Source organism: Pseudoalteromonas sp. NEC-BIFX-2020_002 (assembly GCF_013002825.1).
Taxonomy (GTDB): Bacteria; Pseudomonadota; Gammaproteobacteria; order Enterobacterales; family Alteromonadaceae; genus Pseudoalteromonas; species Pseudoalteromonas neustonica.
Window position 1 is genome coordinate 189,564 of the sequence record NZ_JABEPJ010000004.1, and the last position, 19,014, is coordinate 208,577.

The 19,014-nt window shown below is 40.6% G+C and carries 15 protein-coding genes; 5 read left to right on the forward strand and 10 right to left on the reverse strand.

Features of this window, described 5'->3' with window-relative positions; all coding sequences use genetic code 11:
- Genes HJP15_RS06805 through HJP15_RS06815 form a run of 3 tightly spaced genes read right to left on the reverse strand, consistent with a single transcriptional unit; the run spans window position 1 to window position 1,864 of the window.
- Entirely contained in the window at window positions 1-300 is a 300-nt protein-coding gene (locus HJP15_RS06805; RefSeq protein WP_054205275.1) for an AzlD domain-containing protein, read from the reverse strand.
- A complete protein-coding gene (locus tag HJP15_RS06810) occupies window positions 297-983 on the reverse strand; it encodes an AzlC family ABC transporter permease (RefSeq protein WP_054205319.1) in 687 nt (228 codons plus the stop codon). Before HJP15_RS06810 ends, HJP15_RS06805 begins: the two co-directional genes overlap by 4 nt.
- A 29-nt stretch (window positions 984-1,012) precedes the next feature.
- Window positions 1,013-1,864, reverse strand: coding sequence for an AraC family transcriptional regulator (locus HJP15_RS06815; RefSeq protein WP_082379035.1), 852 nt, complete (start codon window positions 1,862-1,864; stop codon window positions 1,013-1,015).
- 172 nt (window positions 1,865-2,036) lie between these two features.
- On the opposite strand from HJP15_RS06815, the gene HJP15_RS06820 reads away from it, so the two are divergent.
- Window positions 2,037-2,708, forward strand: a complete 672-nt coding sequence (locus HJP15_RS06820) for a cytochrome b/b6 domain-containing protein (protein ID WP_170173319.1) — start codon at window positions 2,037-2,039, stop codon at window positions 2,706-2,708.
- Between the two features lie 64 nt (window positions 2,709-2,772).
- On the opposite strand, the gene HJP15_RS06825 is transcribed toward HJP15_RS06820, so the two are convergent.
- Both HJP15_RS06825 and HJP15_RS06830 read right to left on the reverse strand, forming a co-directional pair.
- On the reverse strand, window positions 2,773-3,225 hold the full coding sequence (locus tag HJP15_RS06825) for a c-type cytochrome (RefSeq protein ID WP_054205273.1): 453 nt from the start codon (window positions 3,223-3,225) through the stop codon (window positions 2,773-2,775).
- 139 nt (window positions 3,226-3,364) lie between these two features.
- The gene (locus HJP15_RS06830) at window positions 3,365-3,835 is read right to left on the reverse strand and encodes a DUF2721 domain-containing protein (protein ID WP_054205272.1); all 471 of its coding nucleotides are present in this window, start codon (window positions 3,833-3,835) and stop codon (window positions 3,365-3,367) included.
- Window positions 3,836-4,067: 232 nt separating this feature from the next.
- Here HJP15_RS06830 and HJP15_RS06835 point away from each other — a divergent pair, with 232 nt between their 5' ends.
- From HJP15_RS06835 to HJP15_RS06845, 3 genes are all read left to right on the forward strand, one after another.
- Window positions 4,068-7,757 (forward strand): S8 family serine peptidase, encoded by a 3,690-nt coding sequence (locus tag HJP15_RS06835; protein ID WP_170173320.1) that lies wholly within the window; start codon window positions 4,068-4,070, stop codon window positions 7,755-7,757.
- Window positions 7,758-7,957: 200 nt separating this feature from the next.
- Window positions 7,958-11,752 carry a S8 family serine peptidase gene (locus HJP15_RS06840; protein ID WP_170173321.1) on the forward strand — a complete coding sequence of 1,265 codons (3,795 nt, stop codon included), beginning with the start codon at window positions 7,958-7,960 and terminating at the stop codon, window positions 11,750-11,752.
- Window positions 11,753-11,968: 216 nt separating this feature from the next.
- Window positions 11,969-14,149: a S9 family peptidase gene (locus HJP15_RS06845; protein ID WP_170173322.1), complete on the forward strand. Its 2,181-nt coding sequence runs from the start codon at window positions 11,969-11,971 to the stop codon at window positions 14,147-14,149.
- Window positions 14,150-14,173: 24 nt separating this feature from the next.
- On the opposite strand, the gene HJP15_RS06850 is transcribed toward HJP15_RS06845, so the two are convergent.
- The 5 genes from HJP15_RS06850 to HJP15_RS06870 form a co-directional block, all read right to left on the reverse strand.
- Window positions 14,174-15,655, reverse strand: a complete 1,482-nt coding sequence (locus tag HJP15_RS06850; RefSeq protein WP_170173323.1) for a sensor histidine kinase — start codon at window positions 15,653-15,655, stop codon at window positions 14,174-14,176.
- Between the two features lie 43 nt (window positions 15,656-15,698).
- A complete protein-coding gene (locus HJP15_RS06855) occupies window positions 15,699-16,427 on the reverse strand; it encodes a response regulator transcription factor (protein WP_054205267.1) in 729 nt (242 codons plus the stop codon).
- Window positions 16,428-16,498: 71 nt separating this feature from the next.
- Window positions 16,499-17,203, reverse strand: a complete 705-nt coding sequence (locus HJP15_RS06860) for a spondin domain-containing protein (RefSeq protein WP_054205266.1) — start codon at window positions 17,201-17,203, stop codon at window positions 16,499-16,501.
- Window positions 17,204-17,213: 10 nt separating this feature from the next.
- The gene (locus HJP15_RS06865) at window positions 17,214-17,915 is read right to left on the reverse strand and encodes a spondin domain-containing protein (protein WP_054205265.1); all 702 of its coding nucleotides are present in this window, start codon (window positions 17,913-17,915) and stop codon (window positions 17,214-17,216) included.
- A gap of 100 nt (window positions 17,916-18,015) precedes the next feature.
- Complete coding sequence (locus HJP15_RS06870) at window positions 18,016-18,546, reverse strand: TlpA family protein disulfide reductase (protein ID WP_054454444.1); 531 nt, start codon at window positions 18,544-18,546, stop codon at window positions 18,016-18,018.
- Between the two features lie 89 nt (window positions 18,547-18,635).
- On the opposite strand from HJP15_RS06870, the gene HJP15_RS06875 reads away from it, so the two are divergent.
- Window positions 18,636-19,007 carry a DUF4870 domain-containing protein gene (locus tag HJP15_RS06875; protein ID WP_054205263.1) on the forward strand — a complete coding sequence of 124 codons (372 nt, stop codon included), beginning with the start codon at window positions 18,636-18,638 and terminating at the stop codon, window positions 19,005-19,007.
- The last annotated feature ends 7 nt before the right edge of the window (window positions 19,008-19,014 follow it).

A 19,014-nucleotide genomic window follows, 5' to 3' on the forward strand; every position in this document is an offset into this window, starting at 1 on the left:
CTAATTCAAAATTAAAAACAGGCCCATACCAGCCAGCGTTGTGTAGTAAATATTATGCGTTTTATACGCGACAATAATTGCGACAACTGCAGCGCTGAGGTATGGGTTTTGCCAGTTTAGGTTAATACCATTATCTGTTACAAATACGATAGGCACCCAAATAGCAGTGAGCACTGCAGGGGCGCTAAAGCTTAAAAATTGCTGCATTTTTGGTCCGACTTTAAAGGGCAAAGCGCGGTGTAAAAATAAGTAACGGGTAAAAAAAGTAATACAGGCCATTAATAAAATAGTTGTCATCATGATTTAGGCGCCTGTTTTATATGTATTTGGCTATTTGTGCGACTAATAACACGGCTAATAATATACCCCACGGTCATAGCACTCAGTGCAGCAACAACCAACCACAACTCAAACCCTTGGCTTTTTAAAACGCTAGCAACTATGCCTGCGGTTACAACCGTTGCTAAGGTTGCAAGGTTTTTTATGCCAGGAATAACCAGCGCTATAAATGTTGCGGCAATGGCAAAATCTAAACCGAGGGTGGTTAAATCGGGCAATAAACTCCCTGCTACAATGCCAATAAAAGTCCATAAATTCCACGCTATATAAAAACTAAATCCGGCACTTAGCGCATAGGTTAAACGCGTTTTTGTACGGTAGGCTTTGCGGTGGTGAGAAAATGCAAATAATTCATCAGTGAGTACAAAGCTTACAGGTAGGCGCCAACGCAAAGGTTGATCTATTACTTTGTGGCGTACCGCTAACCCATATAAAAAATGCCGTGAACTAATAATAAAAGTAGTAAATAAAATAGTTAATAACGGCGTATTACCAGCCATTAGTTCAATGGCAACCAGTTGCGCTGAGCCTGCAAAAACCAATAGTGACATAGCTTGTGTTTCGAGAGCTGTAAAACCATTCTGTACCGCTAACGATCCACATAAAATACCCCATGGGATCACCGCTAAACACAGCGGTAGCATATCTAAAAAACCTTTAAGTAATGCCTTTTTCACTGTGTATCCTTCGTTAATGAACTGCTAAATAGATTTCTATATTGGCCAGGCGTAATGCCAATGCGAGATTTAAAGTGATGATGTAAGTGACTTTGATCATGAAAGCCACATTCGTTTGCTGTTTGGCTGACATTTAAACCATGTTTTAACAATGTCTTTGCATGGCGAATACGGCGCTGTATTTGGTATGCATGAGGAGTTAAACCATATTGTTTTTTATATTGGCGAATAAAATGAAATGGACTCATGTGACTCAGGGCGGCTATTCGCTCAAGGCTTATCTCTTCACAGCAATATTCATCAAGGTATTGCTGTGCATGTGTAAGGTTTGCTTTGGGTTTTAGTTGTTTTAATTGTCGGTAATCTTGTTTAAATGACAGCATTAACTGAGTCATCACACTGTAAAATAAGCTTTCAGTGTGCAGTTGGTTATTATTTTTCACTGTAGTTGTTAAGCAATTAAGTAGTTGATTTAATTGGTGGGTAAGTGAGCGATTGTTGTAAACAGCAAAATCAAAATAAGGTGCGCCACAGCGAATACCTATTAACTCTTGAGAAAGTGCGTCAAATTGCTCTGGACGCGGATACATTGCTCTGTATGACCAGCCTGCTTCGGTTGCTGTTTGGCCATTATGAATTTGGTCGGCATTGACTAAAATAATACTATTTTTTGGTGCGATATGGTCACTGCCACTGCGATAAAACTTTTGCGCGCCGCAATCAATTAAACCAATGGTGTAGCCTTCATGGCTATGGCGTGAAAAATTCTGATGAGTAAAGCGTGCTTGTAAAGCCTCTAACCCGCCTAATTTCTCATGGTGATAAAAAGTTGATTGTTCATCTTTCATTGGCGCCGCTTTTGTTATTTTAGCTCTTATAGCTTTGAGTATATCTAAACCAATATACAAAGCTTGTAAAAAATTGCGCGTTATACCTGCGGTTATTCGCCGCGTTGAAATAGTCGTGTAAAGCAGTCTGTGGCATTATTATAGAGTATATATTTAAGAGGTAGTTATTACGATGGATGATCAAGTGGTTAAACGTATTAAAGTATGGGATGGGTTTATTCGTAGCTTTCACTGGCTACTCGTAATAGCAATTGCCACACTGTATTTTAGTGCTGAAGAAGGCATGATGGAACTGCATTTTATCGCAGGTTTTTTTACATTAGCGCTGCTGTTAACGCGTCTTATATGGGGCTTAATTGGTAGTAAAACGGCGAAGTTAAGTGCATTGCTACATTCTCCTATTGCGGCAATCAAATCGTTTAAACAAACTAATGAGCCAGTGGGTCATGGTGCTGCGGGCAGTTATATGGTGCTCGCTTTTTTTGCATTGTTATTGGTGCAGTTAGTGAGTGGCTTAATGACCACGGACGATATTTTAACCGACGGACCATTGGTGCAATATGCCTCTAATAATGTGGTTGAGTGGGCGGGCTGGTTGCACCACACAAATTTCGACTTATTATTTTATGCGATTATTTTACACGTTGTGGCAATTGTTATTTACCGCATTAAAGGCAAAAGGTTAGTTAAAGCGATGGTCACCGGGTATACGGACAAAGAAGCAGGTAATGCAGAGGTTAAAGTAACCAAATCGCCTTGGTTAGCAATTGTTATTTTTGTTGTATTACTAAGTGGACTATTGATGACATGGGGCGCAGAGCCGCTAAGTTATTTAGTTAGTTAGCAATTAAAAAACAAAAATGGCGCTGATTGAGCGCCATTTTGTTTAAAGCTTATCGGTTCAAAGATTAATCTTTAAATGATGTGTGGCAATCTTTACATCCTTTAGCCCAAGGACCAAACGCTTTGGCAATTAGCTTTTTATCACCAGATTGTGCAGCAACGGCTAGCTCATCAGCATATTGCTGAAATGCAGTTGCTTTTTTCATAAAGGTTTCGTTATCACTCCAAATTGCTGGAAGGGCAGATGTATCGCCTTTATCAGTGCCAGCGCCAAATGCTTCCCATGGCATTTTAGACAATGCTGCTGCATTATTTGCACGCTTTTGAAAGCGTTGTGCATCAAACTCTACTTTGCCTTTTAGCATGTCGCCCATATCACCAATTTGTACACGGATCATTGAAAATGCAGCTTGGCGATATTCAATCGCATCACTTGGCTCTTCAAATACAGATTCAGCTGATGCGCCCAGCGCTAATGTTGATAATACTGTGCCTAAAAATAGCTGTTTTAATTTCATTCCTTTCGCCCCTTAATTGTATTCATAGCGTTAACAACCGTTGTTGTATATCAGTAGGTCATATTATTCAAGTTTATTGCGGTTAAACTTAACTGAGCTTTAACCATTAAACTTAAGTTATCGTTTTTGATTCATATTTTTAGTCATTGATATCTATGTCGGCAAATATCATTCCTCTGCGCATACTGCGCGTGGCTAAGAATACTTCACCAAGGAGTGACATAAACGCACAAATCAGTAACGCCATGGCGCCGACAAAACAACTACCGATAGTGACTCCTAAATTAACTGCCTGAATATGCGATAAAAACAGCAGCATAACCACGGCACACACAAGTACAGCACTTAATACACTTAAACTAAATGCGATATGGATAAAGCGAGATCGTTTTAGTAGTGCTCTGAGCTCTGTGGTTAGCGAGGTATTAAATTCCTCATCAGTACTGACCTTCAATTTACGTTCAAGCTGGCGGGCTCGGTCAGTTATTCGTGCTAAACGATTTGATAATACGCCCAACGTTGCGGCAATACCTGTGATCAAAAATACCGGCGCTACAGCTGTCTGTATTACCTTAGCCATTGTTAATATATTGATAACTTCATTGTTCATCAGTTTCTCTTTTGGGTATTGTTGCGTTTGTGTTTACATTCATTTACAAGGGTGAATATTTAAAATTTCATTATAATCAGCGTTTTGAGATTTATTGTTTTGTTTGTAGAAACAAAGTGTAAACGGTAAGTAATAAAATAGTTGTTATTTACGACATTATGGTTTTATATTGTACATGACTTAAAGTCTCGAATAAAAACAATCATAACCATTATATATCCAGGGGAATACTATGAATTCTAATTCAATTAAGCGAACGGCGGTTGCTCTTGCTGTCGCAAGTGCTTTTTGCGCATCAGCTCATGCTAATAATTTTGAAAAATATAATCTGACGTCTCAAAAAAATGTCCAATCTACAGCTGGCGTAAAAAAAGAACAGGTTCGCGGCGAAGCATCTAGCTGGTTGATTAAACTGCATGCCCCTGCAACAGCTCAAGTAGTAAGTACTGACGTTTCAGCTGTTCGTACGCAAGCTTTAGTAGCGCAAACAAGTGTTGAGCAAGCTATTTCTTCTATGGATTTGCAGCTACAAGTCATTGCAAAAACGTCTACTCTAGTGAGTTCAATCGTCGTTAACGGTAATCAAGAAGACGTAGCACGTTTATTGAATAATCAACAAGTAGAGGCTATTTACCCTGTATATGATTATGAACTAAGTGTTGCAGATAGCGCTGATTACATAATGGCGACACCATTAGTTGAAAGTGGTGTTGCATCAGGCCAAGGCATTAAAGTTGCTGTGCTTGATACTGGTGTTGATTATACCCACGCAGCCTTTGGTGGGGCGGGCACTAAAGAAGCATATGATGCTGCAGTGGCAGATCCAGCAAGTGTTGATTGGCCGCAAGCGCAAATCAAAGGCGGCTATGACTATATAAATGATGATGCCGATCCAATCGATGTTAACACTAACCACGGTACACACGTTTCTAATTCAGTAAATGGTATTGCCCCAAATGTTGATCTTTACGTATATTCAGTATGTAACAGTGGTTGTCCTGGTTTAGCCCAGTTACTTGCTCTTGAAAATGCAATGGATCCGAATAAAGATGGTGACATTTCCGACCGTGTTGATGTTATTAACATGTCACTGGGTGGTGATTATGGTGACTTTGCAAATGACGCGGTAGGTCTATTTATTAATAAAGCGGTTAAACTAGGTACTAACGTTGTTATTTCAGCGGGTAATGACGGCGCATATCCATTTATTGTTGGCGGACCTAGTACATCTGAAAATGCACTGTCTGTAGGTGCAATGACTCACCCAACGGGCGACCAAGGTATCGGTAATGGCATGGTTGATGGTAAAGATGTCACTGTGCAACCAGCTAGTTTCGGTCCTCAAACAGCATTTAGTTTTGCCACGGGTGATATTGAGCTGGTTTACCCAGCTGAAAATCAAACTGCGTGTGTCGACTTTGCTGAGGGTATTGATTTTACAGGTAAAGGCGTGATTATTGACCGCGGTGGCTGTGCATTTACAACAAAAGTATTGGCAGCACAAGCTAAAGGCGCTGCATTTGTGATTATCGCCAATAATTCAGATGATGGTACACCGGCACCTATGGGGGGCTCTGATGCTGCCGTAACGATTCCATCAGTTGGTGTTAACTTAGAAACGGGTATGGCACTTAAAGAAGGGAAAGAATTTACCCTTGCTGTAGAGCGCCTTGTACTAGCTGGGGCAATTGCTGACTTTACATCACGTGGTCCTTCAATGGGTGGATTACTAAAACCTGAAATTACCGCTCCAGGTGTAAATATCATGACTGCTCACCCAGGTTTAGGTGATGGCTTGACAGGTGCTACTGGTACTTCATTCTCTGGCCCTATAACCGCTGGTGCGATGAGCCTTCTTAAAGAAGCACACCCAGAACGCAATGCATTTGAGCTTAAAGCGACATTAATGAATGCTGCTAATCTTGATGTAACAATGGAGCCTCGCGCAATTAATCCAGATGCCGAACTTGCGCCAATTAGTTATATCGGTGCTGGCTTGGTTGATGTTAAAAAAGCAGCTGAATTACCAGTTGCAGCCTGGGCTAAAGACACTAAACAAGCTGCGCTTTCGTTTGGTTTAGTTAATGCCGCTGAAATGGTAGAGCTGACTAAAACGGTTCAAGTGAAGAACTTCTCAAACGTTGATAAAGTTTATACACTTTCATTAGAACAGCGTTATGCAAATGATGTAGAGCGTAACTCGTTAACAATGCAATACCCTGCAACAATCACTGTGCCTGCAGGTCAAACAATGTCATTTGACGTAATGGCAAAAATTGATCCTTCAACCTTGCCAGAGTGGACATTGGATGCATCTAATGTTGGTTCTGAGGCTGTCACAGCAGATTTAACGAACCTTGAATTAGACGGTGCGCTTGTTTTCTCTGAAGGGGATATGAAAGCGTTCCACCTTGTGTATCACGTATTACCAAAAGCAAATGCACAGGTAACGGTAACACCTGAAATGACTGAGAAAGGTCCAATGCATAAATTGACAAATACCGGTGCGACAGTGCTTAAACCAGTATTTGCGCCAGTTGTAGCAACAGGTGAGGTTGATGAAGATCAGCGCTTTGATATTGTCGGTGGATCAATTGAAACATTCGCAGTTTCTACTGATATATGTGCAGACGGTTTTGTAACACTAACAACAATGATCTTCAATGAAGGTATTACTCACACATACGTGGGTGGGTTCATGGCTGATTTTGACTTAGATCAAGATGGCACTTATGACATCACGGTTCAAAATGGTAAAAACGAATGGTTTTCTGACGATGTAGAACCAGGAAGCGCACTTACCTTTACACATGGTTATGGTTCAAGCCGTGGTAATCTAAATAATATCTATCAAGTTATCGGTAATAACCATTTCACAATGCAAAGTTGTTTAGGTGCATTTGGTTTAACTGCTGAAAGCATCGATACAGTAACAGCCAATGTTCGCTTTAGAACAGAAGAAGCGACATGGACACCTATCGCGACGGGTTCTGGTGATACCGTAATGGGCACTTATACCTTTAGAGACGCATCTAACGACGTGTTAGCAGCTGTGGTTGATAGTAATGAAAATCAAATCACTGAGTTGCAACCCGGCGAGTCAGGAACATTGATGAATGCAGGACAAGACTTTATGGTTCTGTCTAGTTCAGGTTCAGCACCTTTAGTTGCGACACCTCGCGCAGACAGTGGTACAGCACCAATGGTTACTGATGCAGCGTTCTCGGTTGATGAAAATACGGTAAATGGCACTGTTATCGGTATGCTTGAAGTAACATATGGCGCTGACTTAGCTAATCCAGTGTCGGAGTTCATTGTTTTAAGCTCTACTTCTACGGCTATATCTGTTTCAAAAATGGGTGAAGTTACTGTGATGAATCAAGATATGCTTAACTACGAAGCAGGTCTGATGATGGTTGAACTGGAAGTCGTTGCGACTGATACCGCTGGAAATATTTCTGAGTCGGCGATGGTTACTGTCACTATAAATAATATTGCAGATGAAGGCGCTGAAGTAACACCTGTTGTTGATGCAGAACAAAGTTTCTCTGTGCAAGAAAATGCAGCAGTGGATACTGTAATTGGTTCAGTCACAGCAACAGACCCTGATGCGGATGCGACACCAATTGCTAGTTATACTGTGACGGGCAGTGAGCTTGTAAGTATTTCAGCTACAGGTGAACTGAAAGTCGCAGGCAGTATTGACTATGAAGCAATAACTGAGATTAAAGTAATGGTAGCTGCGGTCGATTCTATGGGTCATACATCTGAAGCTGTGGAGGTCATTATTGCAGTGACACAAGACCCAGCCGAAGATGTTGTTGTACCAACACCAGAGAAGAAAAGTTCAGGTGGTTCACTTGCTTGGTTGACGTTATTTGCTGCGCCATTTGCATTTATGCGTCGTCGTAAGCAAAAATAATCTGGTTTTTATTAGGTAATATTTACCTGAATTAAAGCACCGCCAATTGGCGGTGTTTTTGTTTTAACCTGTAATCATAAGTAACGACTGTTACATTTATTGTTTAGATGTTGTTTTTTTGTTTATTGATGGTGTAGTATTCGGAACTGTCAGTTCCTTTTAAGGAACACTTAATAACAATAATCTCGTCTGGGGAATTTATGTCTAACAAGTTAATTACAAAAACAGCGTTATCACTTGCTGTATCATCAGCATTAATGGCAAGTGTTGTAAATGCACAAACAGCAAATAGTGTATCGGCATTAAATAACTACACTGCAACATCTTTCACCGCTAGTGAAACACAAGAGCAATCACCTTCAGCTCATATGATTGTATTACACGCTACAACAGCTGCAGATTTAATGACACAAGGCACTTATCAGGCAGGTGATAGCCGTGCAACAATAGCGCAAATTGAGCAAGTGCAATCTGAAGTAACACTTGAATTAAGCAGCCTAGACTTCGGTGCCAAAATTATCGGTCAAACAAAAGTACTTGCACCAACATTAATTGTACAAGCAAGCCCTGAAGCCCTAGAAAGAATTGCATTAGACCGACGCGTAGCAAAAGTACTACCTATGTATGACTATGAATTACACGTAGCTGCATCGGCTGATTATTTAAATGCCTCTCCTTTAGTTAGCACTGGTGTAGTTACGGGTAAAGGTCAAACAGTTGCAGTATTAGATACTGGTATTGATTACACTCACAAAATCTTTGGTGGTGCTGGTACTGTCGAAGCTTATGACGCTGCACAAGCAGATCCTACATCAGTTGCATGGCCACAAGGTCAAGTGCAAGGTGGTTACGATTACGTGCGTGATGATGCCGATCCAATTGAAAATGATCCGGCTGAACCAACGGAGGCAAATGCACCTACAAGTCACGGTACTTCGGTTTCTCACTCTGTAACAGGTATAGCCCCAGAAGTTGAACTTTATGTTTATTCAGTATGTGGTGGTGGGTGTTCTGGTGCAGCTCAAGCGGCGGCTTTAGAATCAGCAATGGATCCAAACGGTGATGGCGATATTTCTGACCGTGTTGATGTAATAAATATGTCACTTGGTGGTGAGTTTGGTGGCACTTATATTGACGGTGGCGCACAGCTTCTTATCCAAAAAGCAGTAGATTTAGGTGTTAATGTTGTTATTTCAGCGGGTAATGATAGCGATAACCCTTTCCGTGTTGGTGGACCAAGTACAACGCCTAATGCTTTATCTGTAGGCGCGATGACGCACCCAACATTAGAATCAGACGTATTAAGTGGGACTGTTGATGGTGCTGAAGTTGAATTAGGTTCTGCAAGCTTCGGTGCGCAAGGTGAATTTACATTTGGTAGTGATGACGCTGAATTAGTTTACCCTGATGCAAACCAAAATGGTTGTGATGCATTTGCTGATGATGTTGACTTTACAGGCAAAGCGGTGGTTATTGACCGTGGTGCTTGTGGTTTCTCAGTAAAAGCATTGAATGCACAGAATAAAGGTGCTGCGTTTGTTGTTTTAGCCAACAATACGGCGGGTGCAGCTCCAGGAATGGGCGCAAGTCCAGGTGCTGAAGCTGTAACAATTCGTACTGTTTCTGTAACACAAGAAGTGGGAGTGTTGTTAAAAGAAAAATTAGCAGCAGGTGAGCAACCAGTTTACAGCTTTACTGGTAAAAAAGTAACACAAGCTGGTGCAGTAGCTACTTTCTCTTCACGTGGTCCTTCTATGGCTGGTTTATTAAAGCCTGAAATTACTGCGCCTGGTACTAGTATCATGGTTGCAGCAACAGGAACACAAGATAAGTTAGCACCTGCTTCAGGTACGTCATTCTCAGGACCAATCACGGCTGGTGCCGTTGCATTAGTACGTGAAGCGCACCCAGAGCGTAATGCGCTTGAGATTAAAGCCACGCTAATGAACTCTGCAAACTTAAATGTGACAAATGAGCCACTAAGCACGACACCTGATAGTGAATTAGCACCAATTAGTATGATCGGTGCGGGTCTTGTTGATGTTGAAAAAGCAGTAAACTTACCAGTAGCTGCATGGGTGAATAATACTGAATTTAGCACTAAGCAAGCGGCATTATCGTTTGGTTTAGAAAACATTAAAGAGATCACTTCATTCACCAAAACAGTGACGGTTAAAAATTTCTCAACTGATGAGAAGACATATAACCTTCGTACTGAAGCTCGTTACAGTAACGATGATGAGACTGGCGCAATTAGCTGGAATATTCCAGCGAGTGTTATGATTCCTGCCGGTCAAACGGTTGAATTTGATGTAACGTTAACAGTTGATCCTAGCAAATTACATGAATGGAAACTTGAGAACCCGTTTAGTGCTGAAGATATAGCAGCACGTAGCCCAGCATTAACACTTGCTGAGTTTGACGGCGCATTAGTTTTTGATGATGTAGATGATACAAACTCTGATCATGCTTTACACGTTGTTTATCATGCACTACCGAAAGCGGCAACTGAACTAAGTCTTGCTTCAGAAGTTGTAGGTAATTCAATGCAGCTAATTGTTGAAAATACAGGTGCAACAACTGTTTCAACATTAACTGAAAATATCGTAGCAGAAGGTGTTGAAAAATCAGCGGAAGAAGCTCCATTCAATGTTATTTCTTCAACATTTAATGCACTAGCGGTTGAAAGCTGTGATTCAGGTGTATTGTTTACAGCATCAATTCAATTGCGTGATGAGCTGACACATGTGTTCCAAGCTGGCTACCGTTTAGATATTGATACTAACAACGATGGCGCTTATGACTTCTTAGTGCAAAACTACAATGATCGCGGACGTCGTACTGCTTCTCCAGGTCGCACACGCACTGTGATTGGTACAATTGATGAGACTGGCGTTGAAACGTTACGATATTTAACACCTCTTTATCATTCAGCTGGTGAAGATACAATTACTTTTTCAGCATGTAGTAATTTAATTGGTTTAAATCAAGATAATTTAGGTGATACGTTAAACATAAAAGCATCTGTAGGTTATGCTGCTTATAATGGTGGCGTGTATTTTGAAACTGATAATATTGTAGGCTCAACCACATTCAGTACTTCTGCGCCAGTGAGCTTAACTGCAATTGATGGTACAGATACACCAGTACGTTCACTTGCACCAGGTGAGAAAGCAATTGTCAATGCAACAGCGCCATTTGCATTCACTTCTACATCACTTCAAGATGTTGTGAAACTTGTAACTGCAGAAGACTTAACATTACCAAGTATTGAAGCTCCTATGTTAGAAAGTGCAACATTCGATGTAGCTGAAAACTCTGAAAATGGCCATGTTGTTGGAACTATTGTAGTTTCTGCTTCTAATAAAGATGTAGCTATTTCTGAGTTTTATGTTCAGTCTAAAACTCATCAAGGTTTCGATGTTAATAATAATGGTGAGGTAATAGTTACTAATAGCGACGTTGTTGACTTTGAGAAAGGTTTACAAACGGCAGAGTTAGTTGTAGTTGCTATTGATATTCAAGGTAACGTATCAGAACCGGTAGCACTTACTATTAATATTACTAACCTTGCAGATGAAGGCGCTGAAGTAACGCCAGTTGTTACAATAGAGCAAAGCTTCTCGGTACAAGAAAATGTAACAACAGGGACTGTAATTGGCACACTTGCTGTTACTGATCCAGATGCTGATGCAACACCGATAGCAAGTTACATCGTTACAGGTAGTGATCTAGTAAGCGTTTCAGAGGCCGGTGAAATTACAGTTAGTGGCGCTATCGATTATGAAACAATTACAGAAATCAAGTTCATGGTTTCTGCGGTAGATACAGCAGGTCATACATCTGAAGCAGTTGAAGTTGTAGTTGCTGTAACTCAGGACCCAGCTGAAGATGTTGTTGTTCCAGAACCTAAGAAGAAAAGTTCAGGTTCTTTAGCTTGGTTAACTTTATTAGCGGCACCATTCGCATTTATGCGTCGTCGTAAACAAAAATAAGAAGTTATAATTAACAATTACTAATGAGTAATTGAGAATTAAAAAATAAAAGGGAGCTTAGGCTCCCTTTTTACATTCTGTTACAAAGCAATATAGTAAGTTCTCTGTAATCAGATATATTGCTTAAGGAATAAAAATAATAAGACCAATTCAATAGCAGTGAAGCTTAAAGAGCCTGCCTAATTGGTTTATATAACTTAAGGGAATTTATTTATCATGAAAGTTGTTCAATCTTTTACGCTGGCAGCATTATCTTTGGCTGTACTAGCGGGGTGCAATAAAGCACCAGAGCAAAAAAATGCTAGTGAAGCTAGCGTATCTCAGGAAATTAATATGGCAGGTGTAACGGCGCCAGTGGCTAATAAAATACCATTTGCAATGGAAATTCATGGTGATACTCGTACCGATAATTATTATTGGATGCGTGATGATGAGCGAAAAGATCCGGCTGTTATTGCACATCTGAATGCTGAAAATACGTATACAGACGCAATGCTAGCACACACTAAAACGTTGCAGGCTACGCTGTTTGAAGAGTTAAAAGGGCGTATTCAAAAAGACGATGATTCAGTGCCTACTAAAAGTGGTGACTTTTATTATTCATCGCAAACGCGTGGTGAAAACGAGTACCCAACTTATGTTCGCAGTAGCGATGCTAAAGGTACTGATCAAAAAGTTATATTAGATGTAAATGAGCTTGCCAAAGATCACGATTATTATTCGGCTACAGGTTTGTCTGTAAGCCCAAATGGTAATTTGTTAGCGTACGGTGAGGACACGGTAAGTCGTCGTATTTACACTATTTTAGTGAAAGATTTAAACACGGGTAAATTACTAGAAGATAAGCTCGAAGGGACCGATGGCGATATTGTCTGGGCTAACGACAATAAGACCTTCTATTACATTAAAAAAGACTTACAAACGTTGCTTGGCTATCAGGTCTACCGCCATACCTTAGGTACGCCACAAGCACAAGATGAATTAGTGTACGAAGAGACAAATACCAGCTATTACACTGGCCTTGGTAAAAGTAAAGACAAGCAAGAAATTTATATTTGGCATGGCAGTACGAGTGCCTCAGGCGTCTCTGCGATTGATGCTAACGATGCCAAATCAAAACCAACACGCTTAATCGCACGCGAAGAAAACCTTGAGTATGACATTGCCAAACATGGCGATACTTATTATATCGTCACTAATCTTAACGCGGTGAATTTTCAGCTTATGACTGTGCACAAAGACAAAGCACATGATAAAGCGAATTGGCGAACGCTGATCCCGGCACGTGATGACATTAAACTTGAAGGTATCGACTTGTTTGCCGATCACCTGGTGTATAAAGAGCGTGAAATGGGTCAGTCTCGTTTAACGATACGTAATTTAACATCTGGCGATGAGCAACAACTGAGCTTTAACGATAGCAGTTATATGATTCATGCTTACGGCAATAATGAATTAGATAGCCAAAGTTTGCGTGTATATTACGCCAGTATGACAACCCCTGGTTCAACGTATGATATTGACTTAAATAGCACCGCTAAAACACTGTTAAAACAACAACAAGTTATGGGGGATTTTGACGCAGATAACTACGCATCAGAGCGACTATTTATTACCGCACGTGATGGCGTAAAAGTACCCGTAAGTTTGGTTTATCGTAAAGATAAATTCAAAAAAGACGGTACTAACCCATTATTGCAATATGCTTATGGATCATATGGCGCAACAATGGACCCAAGTTTTTCAAGTGGTCGCTTGAGCTTGCTTGATCGTGGTTTTGTATTTGCAATTGCGCATATTCGTGGTTCTCAAATGCTTGGTCGCCCTTGGTATGAAGACGGCAAGCTACTAAATAAAAAGAATACCTTTAATGACTTTGTTGATGTTACCAAAGGCTTAGTTACTCAGCAGTATGGCAATGAAGAGCAAATTTTTGCTATGGGCGGCAGTGCGGGTGGATTATTAATGGGGGCTGTGGCAAATCAAGCGCCAGAGCTTTATCAAGGGATGGTAGCGGCTGTACCATTTGTTGATGTAGTTACGACGATGCTTGATGCAAGCTTGCCATTAACAACCAATGAATACGGCGAGTGGGGCAATCCAAACGACAAAGTATATTATGATTATATGCTGTCGTATTCTCCGTATGACCAAGTAAGTAAGCAAGCGTATCCAAATATGTTGGTTACTACTGGTTTACATGACTCGCAGGTGCAGTATTTTGAACCTGCAAAGTGGGTCGCGAAACTACGTGACTTTAAGACAGATGATAACAAACTCCTGTTTAAAATCGATATGGAAGCAGGTCATGGCGGTGCATCAGGGCGTTTTAAAAGCCTTGAAGATACGGCGCTTAATTATGCCTTTATGTTAGATCTAGCAGGTATTAAAAAGTAACGATTAATCAAGGCGTGACAGAGGTTACGCCTTGATTTTTTGCGGTAGATTAAATCGAAACTGAGTACCTTTGCCCAACTCACTTTGAACGTTAATCTCGCTGTTCATTAGTTGCAATAAGCCTTTGCAAATAGCTAAGCCTAAGCCACCTTGTTGACGGCCCGCTTTATTTGAATTACTGGCTTGATAATGAGGTTCAAATATTGCCGTTAATTCATCTTGATTAATTCCAACGCCCGTATCACTAACATCCACATAAAGCTGCTCAGATCCTACATCCTGCACATGTACAATGATTTTTCCACCCCTAGGGGTATGGCGAATCGCATTATCAATTAAGTTACTTAAAACCCGCTCCAGTTTGGCGATGTCGGCAACGACGGTAAAATCGCAAATCGCGGGCTCAACACTTAAATTAATTTCTTTGTGATCGGCTGTTAAACAAAACTTAGCAACACAATCGTAAATTAGCTCACCTAAATTAAGGGTTTCTGGGTGAATTTTCACTTGGCCATTTTCTAGGTTTGCTAACTCAAATATTTGCTCTATTAATTGTTTTAGCTGCTGACAGTTATCACTAGAAACGTCAAGGTAGTGCTGACGCTCTTGCGTGCTTAATTGGCGATGAGGCTGGTTTAGCACCTCTAAAAACCCTTGCAATGATGCCAGCGGCGTACGCAGATCATGTGATAAATGAGTGAGTAATTCGCGGCGTTGCTTGTCGCTTTGTTCTAGGGCTTTGAATTGCTCATCAATGCGCGTGAGCATAGCTTGAATGCCTCTACCAAGATTATCTACTTCATTATTTTTATTTGAATAGGCAGATAGTTTGCTATCGGTTAAGCTGTAATTAGCGGCTTCAATAAGACTTACTTCGGCTGCTAACTTCTTAATTGGAGCGGTAAAAAAGCGGAATAAAACCAGCATTGCAACAAACAAAAATAACAAAGCTGCCGCTAACCAAAGTACAGCCAGCCACAGACTATCATTGGCTTTGATATTGTTAAGAGTGGTGTCATAGGCTTCTCCACCAATAATCACATATAAATAACCCTGCAATGAGTCTTGATTATAAACAGGTGCAACAGAAAATATTTTTTGTTTATTATTATCTCGCGGGTCATCGCCATATAAAGGCGTAATTGTTGGATCGGTAATTAATCGCTTTAATGGTGTGAGGTTTATATGGCTACGCTTTACTTTTCCTGGTTCGGCTGAGTAAGTGAGGATTTTTCCTTGTGGATCAACAAAATAAAATTCAAAAGCAGGGCCTAATAACATTAAAGTATGGAATAGGTTTTCAAGCGCTTTATAGTCATAAATCCCCTTTTTTATCAGCGGGTTATCTTGTACTAAATGTTCCGCAAGTTGTAGATGTAAATTTTGCTCGCCATGATGCTGAGAAGTTTGTTCAAGTTGCTTACTCCAACCGTAAACAAGTGCGCAAATAAAACAAAAAATAACGACTAAAGACCATGCTAGTTTTTGATACAGAGATAAATTCATGTGATTTTCACCCGTTGCTTTTTGAGCTGTGTTATTTCGTTAATCAGTTACTCAGTTGAGTCGGATTTAATTTATAGCCGACTCCCCAAACTGTTTCGATAAAAGGTGCTTGATGGTGTAGTTCAAGCTTAGCGCGTAATCGGTTAATATGAGAATTTACGGTATGCTCATAACCACTATGTTGATAACCCCATACTTTATCGAGTAATTGTTGGCGACTAAAAACATGGTTTGGGTGGCGAGCAAAGTAGGCGAGCAAATCAAATTCTGTGGCTGTGAGATTTAAAGCCCGCTCAGCGAGGTATACTTGGTGGCTAGAAAACTCAATATTCAACGATCCTAGCTGAATATTTTTTTCAGTCGCGATAGCTTCCTCAACACTAGGATTTGCAGCAAGTATTTGGGCGCGGTGGCGTAATTGAGTTTTTATACGCGCTTGTAACTCACGTGCAAAAAAAGGCTTGCAGATATAATCATCAGCACCCATTTCAAGGCCAATGACTCGATCCATATCTGAGCTTAGCGCGGTGAGTAAAATAACCGACGTGGTGGGATAGTGCTCTTTAATTTTACGACACAAACTTAAGCCATCCATTTGTGGCAAATTAATATCGAGTAAAATTAAACCGTAAGGTTGTTTTGCTATTTTTTTTAGCGCTAACTCTGCGCTTTCTACATGTTCAATGTGTAAGTTAAGTGGTTCAAGCTGGGTAATAATTAATTGGCCGATAGCTCGATCGTCTTCAACGATTAATATTTTTTCATGGCGCATACAGTCATCCTAATGGAAAAAGCCCATCCATGAGCTCTAACTTCCCCCTAAACTGCTAGGCAGTTTAATGATTACTGTGTCCGTGTAATAACGATTTTAGCTAGCGGATTATCAAACTTGTGTTCGCTGTTTAAGGTGGAGCCAGACAGCCCGTCTTGTTGGCTTACAACACCTGGATGCATAGAAACAAGGTCTATATCGTCGCGTGCTTCATTAAACCCTTCTCCCCCATCTGCAGGACCTGGAATTGAACCTTCTGCTTCTGAGTTTGCTTCAGTTCCTGCGTCATACGCGAATGTGAAGTGAGTTAATGCTTCGTCTACAGTTAATGCGGACACATCAATAGAGTTAAGACCGGTAAAACCATCATTTGTATTCACCATCATTGTCGCAAGTGATAATTTTAATTCTTCTAGGCTGCTGGTTGTGACTGTTAAGGTCGTTTGCGCGCCAGGGCCTACCGGTGCATCACCCGAGCTGGTAGCAATTGCAGAGGCAAAATTTAGTAACTCTGAATTATCACCCCCTTCAGCCATTAACTCTAACGCTGCTGATGAACTTTCACCTATTTGCCATAAGTTACCTTCATTGTGTGCGATGAGTGCAACAGGTGAGAACGGTTGCCCAGCGGTTAAGTTACTTACTTCTACGCTAAATTGATAACTAACAGGTTCAGGAGTCGGCGGTGTAACGACTTCATTGTTATTTGAATCGCCACATGCAGCTAAACTCGCTCCAAGGGCAATAATAATTAAGCTTTTATTAAAACGTAACATAACAGCGCTCCTACTTAACCGTGACGGTGAGTTTCGCAACAGGGTTCAACCATCTATGCACTGTATTGCTTAAATCACTGGCACCAGCACTTAGATCGTCATCACCTAAATTACCTGCGTGGATATGTACATTCGTGTTGCTTTCGGTACTGGTTAAACCTGCCCCGCCAGTTCCTGCATTACCACCTGGAGCTGCTGGGATACCTGGTGTGCCCGGCGCGCCAGAACCCGCTACGACAAGTTCATCGTTTGCTTCAGTACCAGCATCATAACCATTTAAATAAACAGTGTAGGTACCTGCTTCTGTTGGGATTTTCCAGCTATCAAGACCAACAAAACCATCATTGGTAGGCAGTAACATTGCAGTAACCGACAGGTAATCATTACCGTCAGTTGTCATAAGTGTAGTCATTGTTGATGTGGTCGGGGCTAATAACCCTGCAGCTGGATTAGCTGCCATATCACTGCCAGCGGCAGTTGCCTGTGCAACTAATGGATCAAGATTTCCGCCTTCAGCCATTGTTTGCAGTGCCGTTGATGCAGGCATTGCAACTTCAAATAAGTGCTCTTCGTTATTGTGTGCAGTAATTAAAATCGGCGTGAAGTGAATGCCTTGAGTAAGGTTAGTAAGTTTTAATTCAAGTTCTGCAGCCATAACTGATTGACTTGCTAGTACTGCAATTGCAGCGAGAGATAGGGTAGAAGCTTTCATTTTTAGTTCCTGTAATTGATGATTCGAGTACGAGTATCAAATACCGACATCATGAAAGCCTCACAAACTTATCACTTTTTTATCACAGTATAGTTAAACCTTACCAAACAACCTGTTGGAGGGTATTAGGATCTTCACCAATGAGTGTTTTTATTACTTTGTTATGCTCATCAAGTAAAATTAAGCGTGGGATCCCTTTATTTGCATATTGACTGTAAATGGCACGCTCAGGGTCGGCAATGAGTGAAAATTCAAGGTTATAATCTTGTGCAAATTGGGTAAGAGACTGTGTTGTTTCCTCTCGGCCTATGGCAATGATTTGTAGTTGAGTATCATTGATCAGTGGCGATGCTTGAATTTGCTTAATAACCCGCTGTGAGTCAGAGCACCATGTGGCAAATAAAATAACCAGCTTTTTATTATCACCTAGTTTCACTTCTTGATTATCAATATCAGTAAAGGTGTTTTGCTTAAAATGTTCACCTGCGTGGATGTAAGTTTGATAACCTTTGTCGTTAGTGGTTGCAGTGGCAGCTGGCATTTGCTCTGGTGTATGAGCATTATTACTACAGGCCGTTAAGGCAAAAGAGGTTAAACATAATGCAGCTATATGGCTTAATAGGGGTTTCATTTTAAGTTCCTTTTATTTATGTTGATTATAATCTAGACATTATGCCAGAAAACACTCAGGATAAAGGATAAATAAACAAGGAGATGATAATGGAAGATAATCAACAGGTTGAACCAGTTGTAACGACTAAAGATGAGCGTATGTGGGCGATGTTATGTCACTTGAGTGCGTTAACGGGGTTTATTGTGCCTATGGGTAGCATTATTGGCCCATTGATAGTGTGGTTAATAAAAAAAGATGAAATGCCACTTGTTGCTGAGCATGGTCGTAAATCATTAAACTTTCAAATTACGATGCTAATTGCTTATATTGTATGTTTTATTTTAATGTTCGCTGTAATTGGCGTTATCTTATTGCCTCTAGTGGCTATTTTTTCGTTCATTATGGTGGTTGTTGGCGCAATTAAAACCAATGATGGAAAAGAGTTTAATTATCCGCTGAGCTTAAATTTGATTAAGTAATTACATA